The sequence below is a fragment of the Agrococcus sp. KRD186 genome (genome assembly GCF_017168255.1).
Taxonomy (GTDB): domain Bacteria; phylum Actinomycetota; class Actinomycetes; order Actinomycetales; family Microbacteriaceae; genus Agrococcus.
The window spans coordinates 148428-166691 of sequence record NZ_JABFAP010000001.1 but is presented as its reverse complement, the minus strand read 5'-3'; the positions used below and the strand labels follow the sequence as shown (position 1 = coordinate 166691).

The following is an 18264-nucleotide window of genomic DNA, read 5'->3' as shown; positions in this document are numbered from 1 at the left end:
TGCACCCACTCCTCACAGGCCGTGTCCGCCCACCGCGACCCGACCCATCCGCACCCCTGCCGACCTAGACTGAGCGTGATCCCGCGCGGCCTGCGTCAGCGGCCCGCGCCACCAGACGAGTCAGGAGCTGAGCCATGCCCGTCGCAACGCCAGAAGAGTACGCAGAGATGCTCGACAAGGCGAAGAAGAACGCCTTCGCCTACCCCGCCATCAACGTCTCGTCGTCGTCGACGATCAACGCGGTGCTGCAGGGCCTGACCGAGGCCGGCTCCGACGGCATCATCCAGGTCACCACCGGCGGCGCCGACTTCTTCGCCGGCCAGAGCGTGAAGGCTCGCGCGAGCGGCGCCATCGCCTTCGCGCGCTTCGTCACCGAGGTCGCCAAGGCCTACCCGATCAAGGTCGCCCTGCACACCGACCACTGCCCGAAGGATGCCCTCGACGGCTTCGTCTTCCCGCTCATCGAGGCGAGCGAGGAGGAGGTCAAGGCCGGCCGCGCGCCGCTCTTCCAGTCGCACATGTGGGACGGCTCGTCGGTGCCGCTCGAGGAGAACCTCGAGATCGCGAAGCAGATCCTGCCCCGCACGCACGCCCTGAACCAGGTGCTCGAGGTCGAGATCGGCGTGGTCGGCGGCGAAGAGGATGGCGTCAGCCACGAGATCAACGACCAGCTCTACACGACCCTCGACGACGCGGTCGCGATGGTCGAGGCGCTGGGCCTGGGCGAGCAGGGTCGCTACATGGCGGCGCTCACCTTCGGCAACGTGCACGGCGTCTACAAGCCCGGCAACGTCAAGCTGCGGCCGGAGCTGCTGGGGCAGATCCAGGCGGGCATCGCCGAGAAGTTCGGTGCCGGCCGCCCCGAGAGCGGCCCCAAGCCGCTCGATCTCGTCTTCCACGGCGGCTCGGGCTCGTCGGATGAGGAGATCGCCACCGCGGTCGCCAGCGGCGTCATCAAGATGAACATCGACACCGACACGCAGTACGCCTACACGCGCTCGGTCGCATCGAGCATGTTCTCGAACTACGACGGCGTGCTGAAGGTCGACGGCGAGGTCGGCAACAAGAAGGTCTACGACCCGCGCTCCTGGGGCAAGGCCGCCGAGACGGCGATGGCCGCGCGCGTCGCCTCCTCGACCCAGCAGCTCGGCTCGGCAGGCTGGTCGAGCAAGTAGCTCGGCACGACCAGCACGGGCGCCTCTTCGCGAGGCGCCCGTGCTTCGTTCAGCGGATGTGTCGGGTGACGCTGGTCACTCCCAGTCGCCGGCGTCGATGATGCTGTCGGTGCCCTCGGGCATCACGGTGTCGTCGACGCCGTTGTCGTCGGTGTCGATGCCCGCCTGGGTGCCGCCGTGCTCGTCCGGGATGTCGGCAGGGTCGTCGCCCTCGAACTCCTCGTCGTGCCCCTCGGAGCCCTCCGGCGCGTCGTCGGCGTCGATCTCGTCGAGCTCGTCGGTCGCGAGCACGCGGTCGTCGTCGGCGGGCTCCCCCATCGACTCGTCGTAGTCCTCGCCGTCGGCCATCTGATCGGCCCACTGGTCGTCCTGCGGCTGCTCGCCCTGCGGCTGTGCGTCAGTCATGGCCCGATCGTATCGAGGGGTGCTGTGCCCCGCCAGGCGCGGCGCAATCCTGTCGGCACCAGCGTGTACGACCTGGTGCTTCTGCACCGCGCGCAGAATTGGTGTGAACCCGATTGAAGGAATCGAGCAATACGGATGTGAGCCCAGACAACGAAGTGATCGAGCGGTCGGTGCGAGAGCCGTTCGCGTTCGCCGCTGTCTACGACCGGCACGCCAAGACGGTGTTCCGGTACGTGGCGCAGCGACTCGGCGACCACGTTGCCGATGACGTCATGGCCGAGACGTTCCTCGTGGCGTTCGAACGGCGAACGTCCTATGACCTGTCCGTGCACGACGCTCGGCCGTGGCTGCTGGGCATCGCAACCAGGCTGATGCGCAAGCACGCCCGCTTGGAAGCAGTCGCTTGGAAGGGGATGTCGGCTGACCTCGCCGCGCAGATAGCGCCCGACTTCATCGACCGCGCTGGAGCTCGCATCGACGCCGAACGCCTCACACGACGGCTGACGAAGGCGCTGCGACGACTTTCCGATACCGATCGGGAGACGCTGCTGCTGTACGCGTGGGGCGATCTTGACTACGCGGCCATCGCCGCGGCGATGCAGGTACCGATCGGCACGGTGCGCTCACGACTCAACAGGGCACGGCGCCAACTGCGCCGCGCGGCAGGAACGACAGCGCTCGAACTGGAGATGGATCATGGACGAACTGACACTGTTTCGCAGTACTCGTGACGACTCGCGCGAGCCCAGCGCTGCATCGCTCGCCTCTGGGCGCACGGCACTCATGGCGCGCGTGCAAGGGACGATCGCGGCGAGCGCCAACCTTGGCACGGCCGCGATTGGTCCGGCCGATCGGGCGAACTCGACCCGCGACGTCCGGCCGCGCCACCGCATCCGCCGTGGACTCACCTGGTCGGCGATCGGACTGGCCGCCGCGATGACGGCGGTGCTGGTGGCGGGGAACCTGAGCCTGAGCGCCCAGTCCGCACACGCGTCCGAGGTGCTGCGTGGTGCCGCTGCGCAGACGACGGGTCTCGACAATTTGGTGCCCGGGCCGGGCCAGTACCTGCGCTCCTCCATGCACGCGAACTGGATGGGCTGCGGCAGCGCCGATGGTTCGCCGGAGGGCATCACCTGCGCGATGAACGAGCAGTTCATCGACGTGTACATGCCGGCCGACCCGGACGACGAGTGGGTGATGGTACGCGACTGGGGCAACATGCAGGGCGTCACTACCGACGCGTCAGTTGAGACCATCCGCGTGCGAGACGCCCGCTTCTACGGACCCGGGTCGCAGTGGGCGCAGGCGGTCGCGGACGAAGTCCCGACTGAGGGTGCGGCCGCCTACGCCTGGAGCGACGCGCAGTACAACGGCGGCTCAGCCTCCCGCGCGGAGGACAACTTCCAACGCATCGCGGCGCTGCTGCAGACGGGGCTGGTCCCCGCCGCGCAGCGGGCGGCGCTACTCGACGCCCTTGCGCTCATCCCCGGCGTCACCGCCACGGACGGCGTCGCCAACCTGGACGGCGTGGAGGGGGTCGCGATCGGCCGTGCCGAGCCGCTGCGCGCGGGCGAGCGGCAGGAGATCATCATCGACCCCGGCACCGGGCTCGTCATCGGCGACCGCACCGTGAACGGTCTGGCCGTCTTCGGCTTCGGTCCGCACGAGGTCGTTGAGCACACCGCGATCGAGACGACGGTAGTCGACTCCGCACCATGAGCCACCCGTGGAGAGCCGGTGGCGGTCGAGCCGCAGGCGCGCTCAGCGATTGCGGCTGGGGCGCAGTTCCTTGGGCAGAGAGAAGATGAGGTCCTCCTCGGCGGTGCGCACCTCGGCGACGTCGGCGTAGCCGGCATCCTCGAGCTCCTGCAGCACCTCGCGCACGAGGCCCTCGGGCACGCTCGCGCCGCTCGAGACGCCGACCGTGCGGGCGCCCTCGAGCCACTCCTGCTGGATCTCGCTCGAGTAGTCGACCCGGTAGGCGGCCTTCGCGCCGTACTCCAGCGCCACCTCGACCAGCCGCACGGAGTTCGACGAGTTCGCGCTGCCGACGACGATCACGACATCGGCATCCGCCGCGACCTTCTTGATGGCCACCTGGCGGTTCTGGGTGGCATAGCAGATGTCGTCGCTGGGCGGATCCTGCAGGTTCGGGAAGCGCGTGCGCAGGCGCCGCACCGTCTCCATGGTCTCGTCGACCGAGAGCGTGGTCTGGCTCAGCCACACCAGCCGGTCGGGGTTCTTGACCTGCACCGTGTCGGCCTCGTCGGGGTTGTTCACGATCGTGACGCGGTCGGGCGCGTGGCCTGCGGTGCCCTCGACCTCCTCGTGGCCCTCGTGGCCGACCAGCAGGATCTCGTAGTCGTCGCGCGAGAAGCGCATGGCCTCGCGGTGCACCTTCGTCACGAGCGGGCAGGTGGCGTCGATGGCGTCGAGGCCGCGGTCGGCGGCGGCCTGCACGACGGCGGGGCTGACACCGTGGGCGCTGAAGATGACGCGTTCGCCCTCTGGGATCTCGTCGACCTCGTTGACGAAGATGGCGCCCTGCTCGGTCAGCTGCGAGACGACGTGCTTGTTGTGCACGATCTCCTTGCGCACGTAGATCGGGCCCTCGTACTGCCCGAGCGCCTTCTCGACCGCCAGCACCGCTCGGTCGACGCCGGCGCAGTAGCCGCGCGGCGAAGCGAGCAGGATGCGCTTGCCGCCCGCGACCGGGCGATCCTGCAGGCGACCCCGGCGAAGCGCGGGACGGGGATCGTCCAGGGGCACTCGTCCGTTCGTGATCGTCACCCGCCCAGTCTACCGTTGGAGGCGCACGACGACCCCGGTGGTCGCCACTGGCGAACATCCGTGGGCAAACAGCGCCGCACGGCGAGGCAGACACCGAGGAGCACGATGGCCGAGCGCATCACCGGTACCCCCGACGAGCCGTGGAGCGTCGAGCGCCTCGGCGCCGAGCTGAAGGGCTACATCGGCAGGCTCGGGCACCTCTGGGTGGAGGGCGAGATCACGCAGTGGTCTGCCTCGCGCGGCAACGTCTTCGGCAAGCTCAAGGACGTCACGGCCGACGCGACGGTGTCGTTCAACGTCTGGAGCTCGACGCTGACCCGCATCGAGGGCGACTTCAAGCAGGGCGACCGCGCGGTGATGCTCGTGAAGCCCGACTACTGGCCGCGCGCCGGCACGCTCTCGATGGTGACGCAGCAGATGCGCCACGTCGGGCTCGGCGACCTGCTCGCCCGGCTCGAGGCGCTGCGCCGCTCGCTCGCCGAGGAGGGGCTGTTCGACGCCGACCGCAAGCGCCCGATCCCCTTCCTGCCGAACCGCATCGGGCTCATCACCGGGCGCGACTCCGATGCCGAGAAGGATGTGCTGCGCAACGCGCAGCTGCGCTGGCCGGGCGTCGAGTTCCGCGTCGAGCACGCCGCGGTGCAGGGCGACCAGACGGTGCCGACCGTGCTCGCCGCGCTCGCCCGGCTGGAGGCCGACCCGGAGGTCGACGTGATCGTGATCGCCCGCGGCGGGGGCGACTTCCAGAACCTGCTGGGCTTCAGCGACGAGCGGCTGCTGCGCGCGGTCGCCGCCGTGACCACGCCGATCATCTCGGCGATCGGCCACGAGAACGACCGCCCGCTGCTCGACGAGGTCGCCGACCTGCGCGCGTCGACGCCGACGGATGCGGCCAAGCGCGTGGTGCCGGATGTCGCGGAGGAGCTCAACAGCATCGCGCAGGCACGCGCGCAGCTGCGCGCTCGGGTGACGCAACACGTGGCACGGGAGGCGGAGCGGCTCGAGGCCTTCCGCACGCGCCCCTCGCTCGCGCGCCCGGAGACGATCATCGAGTCGCTCGGCGACGACCTCGCGCGCCTGACCGCTCGGGCCGACGAGCTCACCGGCCGCGTCGTCGACCTGGGCGGGCAGCGCCTCGACCACCTGCGGCAGACGCTGCGGGCGCTGAGCCCGCAGGCGACCCTCGACCGCGGCTACGCCGTCGTGCAGACCGCAGCCGGCTCGGTCGCCCGCGACGCCGCGGCACTGGCCGCAGGCGACGCCCTGCTCGTCACCCTCGCAGCCGGAACCCTGGATGCTGAGGTGCGCGCCGCGCATCCGCAACCCTGAATCCTGTCCACAGGCGGACGCTGGTCGAGCACGGCGACCTGCGGGCCGTGCTGTGATGGTGGCATGAACGTCCTGCATGCATTTCGCAGGCATCGGTGGGGTCATCGCGCCATGCCTGTCAACGTGACGATCCGCGCCGTTCCTGATGACGTGCACAAGGCGCTGCTCGAGAAGGCGCGCGCGAAGGGGATGTCGCTCCAGCAGTATGCGCTCGAGAGGCTGAGCGAGGCCGCACACGAGCAGGACTCCTGGGAGACCCTGGTTGCCATCAGCCAGCGGTTGCATGCGGAGGGCGTGCGCTTCCCCGAGCGCGAGACGGTGGTTGCGGATATCCGAGCCGATCGCGATGCCAGCTAGGGAACGCGTCGTCCTCGACGCCGCCGCCCTGATCGACCTGCTGCAAGACCAGAGCGGTGTCGGCGCGCGACTGCAGGGTCTCCGCTTCACGGCTCCGGCGCTGATCTTCCCCGAGACCGCGAGCGCCTTCCGCAAGGGCGAACTGCGCGGGACGCTCGATGCGCGTGAGTCGCGGGCGCTGTTCGAGGCGATGCTCGAGGTGCCGATGGACATCGTCGATTGGCGGCCGACTGCCACCCGCGTCTGGGAGCTCCGGCACACGGTCACGCCCTACGAGGCGAGCTACATCGCGCTGGCAGAACTGCTCGACGTGCCGCTCGTGACGGCAGACCGGCGGCTCGCGAACGCACCCGGGATTCGCTGCGAAGTCATCGTGGTGTGAATCGCGCACGCTGTGACGGACGGCTCCTGCAACGCAGTGCACTGCGACAGGCGGCCATGCTGGCCCTCGCGGTAGGCTGGAGACGTGACCGACGCAGCCGACAGCCCCGTGAACAGCGACGTGCCAGAGCTCTCGTACGAGCAGGCTCGCGACGAGCTGGTGCGCGTGGTGACGGCGCTCGAGTCGGGCGGCGCGACGCTGGAGGATTCGCTCGCGCTCTGGGAGCGCGGCAACGCCCTCGCCGATCGCTGCGAGGAGTGGCTGCAGGGCGCCAAGGCGCGCCTGGACGCCGCACGCGCATCGGCCTCGAGCGCGTCGGAGACCGCTGAAGGCTCCGATCGGGCATGAGCGGCAAGAACCCCCGCGTCGTCGCCGAGCTTGGCCGGCCGGAGACCCCCGACGAGGCTGCCGCCCGGAAGGCCGCGTCGTCGCGACGGCACCGTGAGAACCGCACCTTCACCAACCTGCTCGCCGCGATCGTGGTGTGCCTCGGCGTCGTGGTGGTGATGGTGCTCGTGGTGGTGCGGCCGCCGATGCCCGAGCGCGAGCCGATCGACGTCGCCGCCGCGGCCGAGTCCTCGCAGATCGTCTCGCAGGAGCCGCTCGTCGTGCCGGAGCTGCCGGCGGGCTGGGGTTCGAACGCGGCCGAAATCCGCACCGGCGCCGACGAGATCGTCACCTGGCACGTCGGCTACATCACGCCCGCCGAGCAGTACGCGTTCGTGCAGCAGGCGATCGATGCGAACCCGACCTGGCTCGTCACCGCCATCGACGGCGCGACGCCCACCGGCGAGCGGACCATCGCGGGGCTCACCTGGATCGAGTACGACCAGCGTGCGACGGAGGACCCCGGCAACCTGGCGTACGTGCTCACGACCGAGCACGACGCATCCACCGTGGTCATCGGCGGCACCGCCGACGACACGGAGCTGCAGCTCTTCGCCGAAGCCGTGAGCGCACAGCTCACGGCCGGCGAGTAGACACCGACACCCCACAACGAGAGGCACAGTGCAGTGAACGACGTCGACTACCGGATCGAGCACGACACGATGGGCGAGGTGCGCGTGCCCAAGGACGCGCTCTACGCCGCCCAGACGCAGCGCGCGGTCGAGAACTTCCCGATCTCGGGCTCTGGACTGGAGCCCGCCCAGATCGTGGCGCTCGCCCGCATCAAGCGCGCCGCCGCCCTGGCGAACAAGGAGCTCGGCACGGTCGACGGCCCGATCGCCGACGCGATCGTCGCGGCAGCCGACGAGGTCATCGGTGGCGCCCACCACGACCAGTTCCCGATCGACACGTACCAGACCGGCTCCGGCACCTCGTCGAACATGAACATGAACGAGGTGCTCGCCACGCTCGCGACGAAGCACCTCGCCGCCGCTGGTGGTGACGGCGCCGTGCACCCCAACGACCACGTGAACGCCTCGCAGTCCTCGAACGACGTCTTCCCCACCTCGGTGCACATCGCCGTCACCGGCGCGCTCATCGAGCAGGCGATCCCGGCGCTCGAGCACCTGGCCGGCGCGCTCGAGGAGAAGGCGACGCTCTGGGCCGACGCCGTCAAGCCCGGCCGCACGCACCTGATGGACGCGACGCCGGTCACGCTCGGCCAGGAGTTCGGCGGCTACGCAGCGCAGGTGCGCTACGGCATCGAGCGCATCCAGGCCGCGCTCCCCCGCGTGGCGGAGGTGCCGCAGGGCGGCACCGCCGTCGGCACCGGCATCAACACGCCGCTCGGCTTCCCCGAGAAGGTGATCGCCGAGATCGCCGCCTCCAGCGGGCTGCCGATCACCGAGGCTCGCAACCACTTCGAGGCGCAGGCCAACCGCGACGGCCTGGTGGAGGCATCCGGCGCCCTGCGCACGATCGCCGTCTCGCTGACGAAGATCAACAACGACCTGCGCTGGATGGGCTCCGGCCCCAACACCGGCCTGGGCGAGCTGCACATCCCCGACCTGCAGCCGGGCTCGTCGATCATGCCGGGCAAGGTCAACCCCGTCGTGCCGGAAGCCGTGCTGATGGTCTGCGCGCGCATCATCGGCAACGACGCCACCATCGCGTGGGCTGGCGCCTCTGGCTCGTTCGAGCTCAACGTGCAGATCCCGGTGATGGGCACGGCGCTGCTCGAGTCGATCCGGCTGCTCTCGAACGCCTCGCGCGTGCTCGCCGACAAGACGGTCGCGGGCCTGGAGGCCAACGTCGAGCGCGCCGCGGCGCTGGCGGGCATGAGCCCCTCGATCGTGACGCCGCTCAACCGCCTGATCGGCTACGAGGCGGCCGCCAAGATCGCCAAGCACTCGGTCAAGCAGGGCATCACCGTGCGCGAGGCGGTCATCGACCTCGGCTACGTGGAGCGCGGCGAGCTGACCGAGGCCGACATGGACAAGGCGCTCGACCTGCTCTCGATGACGCACCCGGGCGTCGCGAAGTAACGCACCGCATCAGCGCGTGAGGGGCATCCGCTGCGGCGGGTGCCCCTCACGCGCGACACCGTGCCCGCATGACGATATTGTGTACGCAAGGGTTACACAACGGAGGGAGTCAGTCTGATGGCTGTGACGGTTGGCGTGCGCGAGTTCCGCCAGGACCTCGCTGACTACATCGACGGTGACGAACCGGTGACCGTGACGCGCCACGGCCGTCGCGTCGGCGTGTTCATCCCGACCCATGGCGACCGTGCGGAGGCGATTGCGGCGTACCAATCGGCGACGGAGAAGCTCCATGCACTGATGGCCGAGCACGGCATCGACGAGGATGAGGTCGTAGCCGAGTTCGACGCGGCACGGAAGGCGCGCCGGCAGGCACAACGGGAAGCCGCCGCGGCGTCGTGACCTCGCGGCGGATCGTTCTCGAACCTGCCCGCCATCATGGCCAAACGCGGAATCGGACCAGCCGAACTGTCGCTGGGGATAGACGCGGCTCGCATCCTCGTGGAGGAGATACCAGACGAGGTCACCGAGCCGATGCAGGCAAAGGCGTTGCAGCGGATCGGTCGCCGCGGGCGTAGCGACTTGGACCAGTGACCTCGTGGAAATCTACCTCCGAGATCACTCGCCCGGCGCGGTCACAGAATAGGGCCGGAGGCGTCGCTCTCAGGTTGCCTGAGGAGCATCCGCTGCGGCGAACGCCCCTTCGCCTCCCCGGCCGTGCACAACGCAAGCCCTCAGGGCTGAACGAGCGGCTGACGAGGCTACTCCCCGCCTGGCCCGCGGGTCGTGCCGCGCGAGCTTGCGTTGTGCCGGCGCGTGGCGGCCGCTACCAGCGGCGAGCGTCGTCGGCGCCCGCGTAGTCGGGCCAGGGCAGCTCGATCGGCGCTTCGAAGTCGGCCGGCAGCAGCGCCGGCATCGGCTCGGCCGCGACGCGCTCGTCGAACTCCGCCTTCGCCGCCGCGAGCACCTCGGGCTTCGTCAACAGGTCGAGGAAGGTGCCGGCGACGGTCTTGCCGGCGGTGAGGATCGTCGGTGCGATGGTGGCGGGGATGCCGCCGAGGGCGTTCATCACCCACGCCGGGTACGGCCCCTGCCCCTCGACCGGCTGCAGCGCCGGGCGGGAGACGTAGAAGCGCACGAGCGGCGCGTAGTGACTCATCTCGACGTAGTCGTCGCTGGTCCAGTTGCGCTGCCAGGCGGGCATGTGCTCGCGCAGGCCGCGCTCGGCCTCCTGCGGCGTGATGAGCTGCTCGGTCTCTGCCAGGAACGGCTTCTCGGCCGGCTCGAGGCCGAGCGAGCGCTGGATCTCCTGCGCGACATCGATCGCCTCGTCGCCGTAGGTCGGCGCCCCCACCTGCTCGAGGTTGCCGTAGAGCGTCTCGGCCATCACGTGGTTCGTGCGGCCCGGGCGGCTGCGCGCCACCCACCGCTCCTCGAGCTCGCAGTGACCCATCATCGACGCGGCCTGCGCGTTGCGGTCGAGCACCGCGAGCACGTGCTCGGCCATCTCGATGTCAGGCGTGCGCCACGAGAACTGGATGCGCGCGACGCGCTGCGGCAGGTTGTCGGCTGTCGCCTGCCCGTCGGTGAGGATCGCGTCCGAGAAGCTCCAGCCGCCGGTGGCCGGCAGCATCGAGTCGAGCATCGTGCGCGAAGCGGTGTACATCTGCATCAGCGAGACGTTCGCGCCCGGTGCGCGGGCGGCCGAGTGCGACGCGGGGATGGGCGAGTTCGGGTCGGCGCTCGAGACCTGCCACGTCTCGGGGTGGTCGCAGATGAACGAGTACACCTTCGAGTAGTAGGCGCCGCACTGCGTGTCCCAGCGGGCCGTGTTGCACAGCGGCAGCATGTAGAAGGGGTGGAACGAGACGATCGCATCGGCGTCGTCGTAGTAGCCGCGCAGCCCGTGCACAACCTTCGAGCCGTGCATCTTCTCGGCCGGCTCGCCGGTGTAGTGCAGGCTGCCGGCGATGCCGTGCTCGGTCATCGCGTGCTTGGTCGCGAGCACGCCCGCGAGCGTCGAGATGCCGAGCACCGAGTGTGGGTCGGTGTGGCCGGGCGCGAAGCGGCTGAGCCCCTCGCGCGGCGTCTCGCTCGTGGTCGCTGCCTGGCTGTTGCCGGGCACCGCGTCGTACTCGGCGTAGGTCAGCAGCGTGGGGCCGTCGCCGTTCGACCAGCGGGCGCTGAAGGCGGTGGGCATGCCGGCCGAGCCGTCCTCGACCTCGAAGCCCTCCTCGCGCAGCCGCTCGACGTACCAGCGCTGCGAGCGGTACTCGCGCCAGGCGGGCTCGGCGAGCTCCCAGATGTGCGTGTGCCACTCGGTGAGCTGCTCCAGGTGCTCGTCGATCCAGGCCTGGGCGGTGGCCTTCGCGTCGTCGGTGAGCTGCATCGTCATCACTTCTCTCTTGCTGGTGTTTCGGGGGCGGATGCGCGGGGCGCGTCAGGCGGTCAAGGGTCGGGCGGGCAGCGTTCCGGCTGACACCGGTGAGCCGGGCACCGGCGAGTCCGCCCTGCCGGTCTCGATGAGCGAGATGGCGTTCTGCGCCTGGATGCGCACATACTCGCGCTCGGTGCGGCCGGAGAAGTAGGCGATGTGCGGCGTGAGCACGACGTCGTCGCGGCCCAGCAGCGGGTGGTCGGCGGGCGGCGGCTCGACCGCGAGCACATCGAGCGCGGCGGCAGAGAGCTGGCCGCCGTCGAGCGCGGCGGCGAGGGCGGTCTCGTCGACGAGCGCACCGCGCGAGACGTTCACGAGCACGGCGCCGGTCGGCATGGCCGCGAGGAAGGCGGCGTCGACCATCCGCTCGGTCTCGGGCGTGAGCGGCAGATGCAGCGAGAGCACGTGCGAGCCGTCACGCACCTCGGCGAGCCCGGTTCGCGTCACGCCGACCCGCTCGAGCCGTGCGCGAGTTTCGTCGGTGTCGGCCAGCAACGGGTCGTAGCCGAGCACCTCGCCGAACAGCGGGCCGGCCAGGCGGGCGAACTCGCGCCCGATCTTGCCGAGCCCGACGATGCCGAGCGTCACCTCGCTGAGCCGCTGCGGCGTCTGCGGCGCCCGGCTGTTCCAATCGTCCGGTGTCGCCGAGCCGGTGTAGAAGCGCAGCTGTCGCACAGCGTGCAGCATGAGCGCGAGCGCATGGGTGGCGACCTCCTCGGTCGCCGCGCCCGGCACGTTCGTCACGACGACGCCGAGCTCGGCGGCCGCCTCGAGGTCGATCATGTCGAAGCCCATCGACATGGTGGCAACGAGCCGCAGCCGCGGCATCGCCGCGAGCATCGAGCGCGTGATCTGTGCGTAGCCGTTCAGCAGCACATCGGCCTCCCGCGCGCCCTCCACGATCGCCGCCGCATCGCGTGTGCCCAGGGTGCGCACGGTGAAGCCGGCGCGCTCGAGCATGTCGACGCCGAGCGACACGTCGGTGTCATCGATGTCGGTGTAGACAGCGATGGGTGCAGAGGTCACGGTGCGTCCTTCGGCTCGGGTGGGGCTGGAGCGGCGGCTCAGGCGGCGAAGCGCGACTGCTCGATGTGGATCAGCTGCAGGCCGCCGGCGGCGAGGGCCGCATCGACGGCCTCGGTCAGGCCCGCGGCATCCGCGACCCGACGGCCGGTGCCGCCGAACGCATCTGCCAGTGCCGCCCAGTCGGGCTGGGCGAGGTCGACGCCGACGGGCGCGATGCCCGCGTCGAGCTCGTTCTGCTTGATCTCGGCATAGCCGCCGTTGTCGACCACGATCACCGTGACGTCGAGACGCTGCTCGACGACCGTCATGAGCTCGTTCACCGAGAACATCAGCGCGCCGTCGCCGACGACCGCGACGACGGGCCGCTCGGGCGCGCCGATGCGGGCACCGATCGCGGCCGGCAGGCCGTAGCCGAGCGTCGCGTAGGTGCCCATGTACACGGTGGAGTTCGGCACGGAGGTGCGCAGCACGTTGAGCAGGCCCCAGTAGGCGATCTGCGAGGAGTCGGTCGTGACGATCACGTCGTCCGGCAGCGCCTGCACGATGGCTTCGGCGAGCGCGGTGTTGCCGGCGGAGAGCTCGGCGCACTCGGCGCGCACCCGCTCGAGCGTGGCTGCGACGTCGGCGGCTGCGCCCGCGCGCGGCTCGCCCTCGCCCAGCTGCTCGACGATCGCCGCCAGGGCTACTCGCGCGTCGGCGGCGATGCCGACCTCGGCCTCCTGGTTGCGCTGCAGCTGGCTCTCGAGCAGGTCGATGCGGATGACGCTGCCGCGCGCCTCGAGCCGGTCGACCCACAGCTCGGCGTCGCCGAGCTTCGAGCCCACCACGAGCAGCACGTCGGCGTCGCGGGCGCGCTCGCGCGCGGCCGCGAGCCGCAGGTTGGAGCCGAGCGACAGCGGGTGGCGCTCGTCGAGCACGCCCTTGGCATTGAGCGTCGTCACGACGGGCGCGCCGAGGCGCTCGGCGAGCGCGCGCAGCTCGTCACCCGCCCGGCGCGAGCCGCCGCCAACCAGGATGACCGGGTCGTGCGCGCGTTGCAGCAGCGCCGCCGCCTGCACGATCAGCGCGGCGTCGGGCGCGGCGGCTGCCGGGTGCTCGCGCGGGGCGAGCGCGTCGCCAGTGAGTTCGGTCTCCTCCTCGAGCAGATCGAGCGGGATCTCGAGGTACACCGGACGCGGGCGGCCGGTGGCGAACAGCGCGAAGGCGTCGTGCACCGCGCTGACCGCTTCCTCGGCGGTCTGCACGCGGCGACCCCACTCGACGATCGCGCTTGCGGCGCTCAGCTGGTCCTTCGTCTCGTGCAGCGTGCCGGCATCGGCGAACTCCTGCCCGCGAGCGGGACCGGGCGCGATGAGGATCATGGGGCGCGACTCGGCGAAGGCGGTGCCGGCGGCCGAGAGGGCGTTGAGCAGGCCGGGGCCGCTGGTGGTGATGACGACGCCCGGCTTGCCGGTCTGCAGCGACCAGCCGTCGGCGCCGTAGCCGGCGCCCTGCTCGTGGCGCGTCGTCACGGGCCGGATGCCGAGCGCGCCCAGCGGCCGGTAGAGCTCGAGGTTGTGGGTGCCTGGGATGCCGAAGACCGTGTTGATGCCGTAGCCGTGCAGGGTCTCCATCACGACCCATCCGGTCGTGCGCTTCATCTCGGTCTCCATCAGTCCCCCTGCATCGAATCGTGCTGCGCCGCCTGATAGCGCCGCGTGCCGTCGACCCAGGTCTCGAGCACGCGGACAGCGGCGATCTCATCGCCCGGCACCGTCAGCGGGTCGGCGGCCAGCACGGCGAAGTCGGCGCGCTTGCCGACGGTGAGCGAGCCGAGCTCCGCCTCGCGGCCGAGCGAGATCGCGCCCTCGAGCGTGTGCGCGCGCAACGCCGTCGCCGCGTCGATGCGCAGGCTGTCGGGGCCGAGCTTCGTACCGCGCCGGGTGATGCGGGTCACCGCGGCCTGGATGGCCTCGAGCGGTCGCGGCTCCGCGACCGGGGCGTCGGAGGAGATCGTCACGGGCACCCCGGCGGCGACGAACTCGCCCAGCGGGTTGAAGCGCTCCCCCGACGTGCCGATGGCCTGCTCGACGCCCTCTCCCCAGTTGTAGTGGTGCTGCGGCTGATTCACCGGGCGGATGCCCAGCTCGGCCATGCGGGCGATGTCGCCCTCGGCAGGCAGGCCGCAGTGCTCGATGCGGTGGCGCGCGTCGGCGTCGGGCCGCTCGGCGAGGGCCGCCTCGAGCGCATCCACGACCATCGTGATGGCGGTCGGCGACTGCGCGTGGGTTGCCGTCTGCAGCCCGGCCGCATGCGCCTTGGCCACGAGCCCGGCGTACTCGGCGGGCTCGTGGTACAGCTGCCCGGTGCGGCACGGGTCGCCCACGTAGCCCTCCGGGAAGTAGGCCGTCCAGCCGCCGAGCGTGCCGTCGGCGTAGAGCTTGATGCCGGTCGCCGAGAGGAACGCGTTGCCGAACGGGCCCGTGAGCCCCAGCTCGATCGCCTGGTCGAGCAGGTGCGAGAGGAAGTACATCGACACCCGCATCGAGAGCGCACCGCGATCGGCCATCTCGAGCCAGGCGGCCATCTCGCGCTTGGAGACCTGCGCGTCGCCGATCGCGGTGACGCCGCCGGCCAGGAATTCGCGCTGCACGAGGTCGAGCTGCCGCTGATGCTCCGCCGGCTCGTCGCCGAGGTGGAAGTTGGGCCCGTGGTGACCGATCTTCACCCCGTGCAGGCCCGTGAGCACGTTGCACGCCGCATCCGACAATTCACCCGTGAGCTCGCCGTCGGCATCCCGAAAGAACTCGCCGCCTTCGGGGTTCGGGGTCTCGCGCGTGACGCCGAAGTGCTCGAAGGTGTAGCTGTTCACCACGCCGCCGTGGCCGGAGGCGTTCATGATGTACACCTCGCGGTCGTCGGCGACGCGGTCGAGCTCCTGCCGCGTGGGGTGCCGGCGCTCGGCGAGGTTGCGCTGCTCGTACCCGTAGCCGCGCACCGGCACGCCCGGCGGCAGCCGCTTCGCGCCCTCTCGCAGCAGCTCGACGATCTCGTCGATCGTGCCGGCCTTCGCGGGGCTCACGTCGATCCAGGTCAGCAGCTGCCCGTACATGAGCGGATGCGCGTGGGCGTCGACGAAGCCCGGCACGATGGTCGCGCCAGGGTGGTCGATGCGCACGGCGTCGAGCCCGGCCGCGGCCTGCTGCACCTCGTCCACCGTGCCGACCGCGAGGATCCTGCCGCCGGCAACGAGCATGGTCTGCGCCTCGGGCCGCTCGTCGTCGACGGTGAGGATGCGATCGGCGGTGACGATCGTGGGTGCCGAGTCGCGGTCGTCGTAGGTGGCGAGGTGCCGCATGTCACTCCTTGTCGGTGCGGATGGCGGTGGTGTCCAGCCGCGGCTCGAACGACTGCGTCACGGGTGCCGCGTCGGAGTGCTGTGGGGCGAGCCAGGTCGACACCCAGGCGACGAGGCCGAGGAAGGCGAACAGGCCGACGACCATCCAGATGTTGCCCGTGAGGACGAACAGGCCGGTGGCGGCGATGGGCGTGAGCCCGCCGAAGACCGCCGCACCCGTGCCGTAGGAGAGCGACATCGAGGTGTAGCGCGACTGCGGCCGGAACATCTGCGCCATCAGCGCCGACAGTGGCGCCCAGGTGGCGCTCATGGTGAGGCGGATGGCCGCGACCAGCACGTAGATCAGCGCGACGTTGTGGTTGTCGATGGCCAGGATGAGCGGCAGAACGATCAGCACCGACAGCCCGATGCCCAGGTACATCATGAGCTTTCGGCCCCATTTGTCGCCCAGTGCTGCCAGCGGCAGGGTGACGAGCGCTTCGATGAAGGACGCGACCGTCATCGCGCCGAGGATGATCGAGGCGTCGAGACCGACCTGGTCGGAGACGGCGTAGCTCTGCACGTAGGTGGTGGCGAAGTAGTAGCCGCCCGAGGGGATGGCGACCATGCCGAAGCCGAGCAGCATCGGGTACCAGTTGTTCTTGAGCGCGAACACGAGCGGCGTCGACTGCTTGCGCTCCTGCACCTTCGCCTCGAACACCGGCGTCTCCTCGACCCGGTAGCGCACCCAGAATCCGACGGCGATGAGCACGACGCTGGCCAGGAATGGCACCCGCCAGCCCCAAGTCAACAGCACGTCGTCGCCCATGGCGGAGAGGATCCAGAAGGAGCCGGTCGCCAGCAGCGCACCGAGCGGGTTGCCCAGCTGCGTGAAGCCGCCGTAGAAGGTCTTCCACTTCTCGGGCGCGCTCTCGACGGCCATCAGGCTCGCGCCGCCCCACTCGCCGCCGACGGCGAGCCCCTGGCAGATGCGCAGCACGATCAGCAGGATCGCGGCGGTGATGCCGATGGTGTTGTAGTCGGGAACGAGGCCGACCAGCACGGTCGCGACGCCCATCAGCAGCAGCGTGATGGTGAGCGCCGGCTTGCGGCCGATGCGGTCGCCGATGTGGCCGAAGATGATGCCGCCCAGCGGCCGCACGAAGAAGGCGACCGCGAAGGTCGCGAACGAGGCGAGCGTGCCGATGGCGGGTTCTGCCTCGGGGAAGAACACGTGCGGGAAGACGATCGCGGCGGCGGTCGCGTAGACGTAGAAGTCGTACCACTCGATGGTGGTGCCGACGAGGGCAGCGGTGCCGGCTTTCAGCGCGCGGCGGTGCGGGCTGGGCGCAGGTGCTGTGGTGGCGGACATGGAGAGCTCCCTTGCTCGGTGGGATCTCGAGGCGCTGCATGCCCCGGATCCGTCGACGATAGACCAGCGGCATCCCCGCCGCGACCCCAGAAGCACGGTCGAGAGCCCCTCTCGCCGATCATCTGCGGGGCAGAGGGGGCATCTTGTCCGGCAGAGGATCGCGTATCCTCTCCCGTACCGAGGATCTGCTCGCTCCGGCGTGCAGATCCGCGAACTTCCGGCCCACCTGGGACGGACCGCATCGAGGAGTCGAACATGGCAGCACCCGCGACGCATGGCTCGCTCGAGCGCGACCACGCCGCGCTCGACGCTGCGATCACGCGAGCGCTGCAGCGCGATGGCCGTGCGAGCATCAGCGATCTCGCGGCCGAGGTGGGCGGCTCCCGCGACCTCGTGTCGCAGCGGTTGCGACTGCTGCTGGAGCGCGGCGGCCTGCGCATCGTCGCCGCGCTCGACCCCGGTGTCGCCGGCCACCACGTGCTCGTGCACACGATGATCGCCGTGGACGGCCGGGCGCTTCCGGTCGCGCAGCAGGTCGCCGCACGGCCCGAATCGGTGTTCGTCTCCATGACCAGCGGCGCCCTGCCGGTCGTCGTCGAGTCGCGCCACGGCAGCGTCGGCGAGCTGCACGCATCCCTCGACGCCGTGCGGCGCATCCCGAGCGTGCGGCTGCTGCGGGTCTCGACCTACGCCGAGGTGCTCAAGGGCTTCTTCGTGTCCGACCGCCGCGAATCGGTCTCCCTCGACGCGCTCGACCGCGCGCTCATCGCCGAGCTGCAGCGCGATGGCCGGGCGAGCTATCGCGCACTCGGCGACGCGGTGCATCTCGCACCGTCGTCGGCCCGCGCGCGCGTGCACCGGCTGATCGACAGCGGCGTCATCCGCATCTCGGCGCTGCAGTCCGGCGGGCCTTCCCGCACGCGCTTCGCGATCGGGCTCGGCATCACGGGCATCGGCGACACGGATGCCATCGCCGACTACCTGCTCGAATCGCCGGCGATCGACTTCGCTGCTCGTGCGCATGGGGTGTTCGACTTCATCGCCACCGTCTCGGGCTCAGCGCCCGGCCCGTTGCTCGCCGTCATCGAGGAGCTGCGCGCGATCGAGCAGGTGAGCGCGCTCGAATCGTGGACGCACTACGACGTCATCAAGGAGGACTACGCGCGCACGGTCGGGCGGATGCTCACCGTGTGACGATCGGCCACCGCCGCCGCTGGAGTAGCGTGCTCGCAGACCAACGAGACCC

Annotated in this window: 18 protein-coding genes; 11 read left to right on the top strand and 7 right to left on the bottom strand. The window is 70.5% G+C overall.

Features of this window, described 5'->3' with window-relative positions:
• The first annotated feature begins 134 nt into the window (after window positions 1-134).
• Window positions 135-1175: a class II fructose-bisphosphate aldolase gene (gene fbaA, locus J1M46_RS00830; protein WP_206446093.1), complete on the top strand. Its 1041-nt coding sequence runs from the start codon at window positions 135-137 to the stop codon at window positions 1173-1175.
• Window positions 1176-1250: 75 nt separating this feature from the next.
• On the opposite strand, the gene J1M46_RS00825 is transcribed toward fbaA, so the two are convergent.
• Window positions 1251-1580: a hypothetical protein gene (locus J1M46_RS00825; protein WP_206446091.1), complete on the bottom strand. Its 330-nt coding sequence runs from the start codon at window positions 1578-1580 to the stop codon at window positions 1251-1253.
• A 137-nt stretch (window positions 1581-1717) separates the two neighbouring features.
• Here J1M46_RS00825 and J1M46_RS00820 point away from each other — a divergent pair, with 137 nt between their 5' ends.
• Together J1M46_RS00820 and J1M46_RS00815 are read left to right on the top strand one after the other, a co-directional pair.
• Window positions 1718-2311 carry an RNA polymerase sigma factor gene (locus J1M46_RS00820; protein ID WP_342384213.1) on the top strand — a complete coding sequence of 198 codons (594 nt, stop codon included), beginning with the start codon at window positions 1718-1720 and terminating at the stop codon, window positions 2309-2311.
• Window positions 2277-3299 (top strand): hypothetical protein, encoded by a 1023-nt coding sequence (locus J1M46_RS00815; protein WP_206446089.1) that lies wholly within the window; start codon window positions 2277-2279, stop codon window positions 3297-3299. Before J1M46_RS00820 ends, J1M46_RS00815 begins: the two co-directional genes overlap by 35 nt.
• 42 nt (window positions 3300-3341) lie before the next feature.
• Here the strand turns inward: J1M46_RS00815 and J1M46_RS00810 are convergent, their stop codons facing one another.
• Complete coding sequence (locus tag J1M46_RS00810) at window positions 3342-4349, bottom strand: 4-hydroxy-3-methylbut-2-enyl diphosphate reductase (protein WP_446698585.1); 1008 nt, start codon at window positions 4347-4349, stop codon at window positions 3342-3344.
• A gap of 126 nt (window positions 4350-4475) precedes the next feature.
• Between J1M46_RS00810 and xseA the strand changes: the two genes are divergently transcribed.
• The 7 genes from xseA to J1M46_RS00775 all read left to right on the top strand — a co-directional run bounded on the left by xseA (window position 4476) and on the right by J1M46_RS00775 (window position 9269).
• Window positions 4476-5699, top strand: a complete 1224-nt coding sequence (gene xseA / locus J1M46_RS00805; protein ID WP_206446077.1) for an exodeoxyribonuclease VII large subunit — start codon at window positions 4476-4478, stop codon at window positions 5697-5699.
• Window positions 5700-5762: 63 nt separating this feature from the next.
• On the top strand, window positions 5763-6056 hold the full coding sequence (locus J1M46_RS00800) for a FitA-like ribbon-helix-helix domain-containing protein (protein WP_206446075.1): 294 nt from the start codon (window positions 5763-5765) through the stop codon (window positions 6054-6056).
• Window positions 6046-6438 carry a type II toxin-antitoxin system VapC family toxin gene (locus tag J1M46_RS15565; protein WP_206446073.1) on the top strand — a complete coding sequence of 131 codons (393 nt, stop codon included), beginning with the start codon at window positions 6046-6048 and terminating at the stop codon, window positions 6436-6438. The genes J1M46_RS00800 and J1M46_RS15565 overlap by 11 nt, the downstream gene beginning before the upstream one ends.
• 84 nt (window positions 6439-6522) lie before the next feature.
• Window positions 6523-6786, top strand: coding sequence for an exodeoxyribonuclease VII small subunit (locus tag J1M46_RS00790; RefSeq protein ID WP_206446071.1), 264 nt, complete (start codon window positions 6523-6525; stop codon window positions 6784-6786).
• The gene (locus J1M46_RS00785; RefSeq protein WP_206446069.1) at window positions 6783-7418 is read left to right on the top strand and encodes a DUF4245 domain-containing protein; all 636 of its coding nucleotides are present in this window, start codon (window positions 6783-6785) and stop codon (window positions 7416-7418) included. The genes J1M46_RS00790 and J1M46_RS00785 overlap by 4 nt, the downstream gene beginning before the upstream one ends.
• Window positions 7419-7451: 33 nt before the next feature.
• Window positions 7452-8870 carry an aspartate ammonia-lyase gene (locus J1M46_RS00780; RefSeq protein WP_206446067.1) on the top strand — a complete coding sequence of 473 codons (1419 nt, stop codon included), beginning with the start codon at window positions 7452-7454 and terminating at the stop codon, window positions 8868-8870.
• A 123-nt stretch (window positions 8871-8993) separates the two neighbouring features.
• Entirely contained in the window at window positions 8994-9269 is a 276-nt protein-coding gene (locus J1M46_RS00775; protein ID WP_446698530.1) for a type II toxin-antitoxin system Phd/YefM family antitoxin, read from the top strand.
• A 424-nt stretch (window positions 9270-9693) separates the two neighbouring features.
• Here J1M46_RS00775 and J1M46_RS00770 read toward each other — a convergent pair whose 3' ends face one another.
• The 5 genes from J1M46_RS00770 to J1M46_RS00750 are packed head-to-tail and all read right to left on the bottom strand — an operon-like array spanning window position 9694 to window position 17018.
• Window positions 9694-11262 carry an amidohydrolase gene (locus J1M46_RS00770; protein ID WP_206446063.1) on the bottom strand — a complete coding sequence of 523 codons (1569 nt, stop codon included), beginning with the start codon at window positions 11260-11262 and terminating at the stop codon, window positions 9694-9696.
• Between the two features lie 45 nt (window positions 11263-11307).
• On the bottom strand, window positions 11308-12330 hold the full coding sequence (locus J1M46_RS00765; RefSeq protein WP_342384212.1) for a C-terminal binding protein: 1023 nt from the start codon (window positions 12328-12330) through the stop codon (window positions 11308-11310).
• A 38-nt stretch (window positions 12331-12368) separates the two neighbouring features.
• Window positions 12369-13982, bottom strand: coding sequence for a thiamine pyrophosphate-binding protein (locus J1M46_RS00760; protein ID WP_206446054.1), 1614 nt, complete (start codon window positions 13980-13982; stop codon window positions 12369-12371).
• Window positions 13982-15667 carry an amidohydrolase gene (locus J1M46_RS00755; protein WP_206446052.1) on the bottom strand — a complete coding sequence of 562 codons (1686 nt, stop codon included), beginning with the start codon at window positions 15665-15667 and terminating at the stop codon, window positions 13982-13984. The genes J1M46_RS00760 and J1M46_RS00755 overlap by 1 nt, the downstream gene beginning before the upstream one ends.
• 1 nt (window position 15668) lies before the next feature.
• Window positions 15669-17018, bottom strand: coding sequence for an MFS transporter (locus tag J1M46_RS00750; protein WP_206446050.1), 1350 nt, complete (start codon window positions 17016-17018; stop codon window positions 15669-15671).
• Window positions 17019-17273: 255 nt separating this feature from the next.
• Here J1M46_RS00750 and J1M46_RS00745 point away from each other — a divergent pair, with 255 nt between their 5' ends.
• Window positions 17274-18212 (top strand): AsnC family transcriptional regulator, encoded by a 939-nt coding sequence (locus tag J1M46_RS00745; RefSeq protein ID WP_206446048.1) that lies wholly within the window; start codon window positions 17274-17276, stop codon window positions 18210-18212.
• Window positions 18213-18264: the final 52 nt, after the last annotated feature.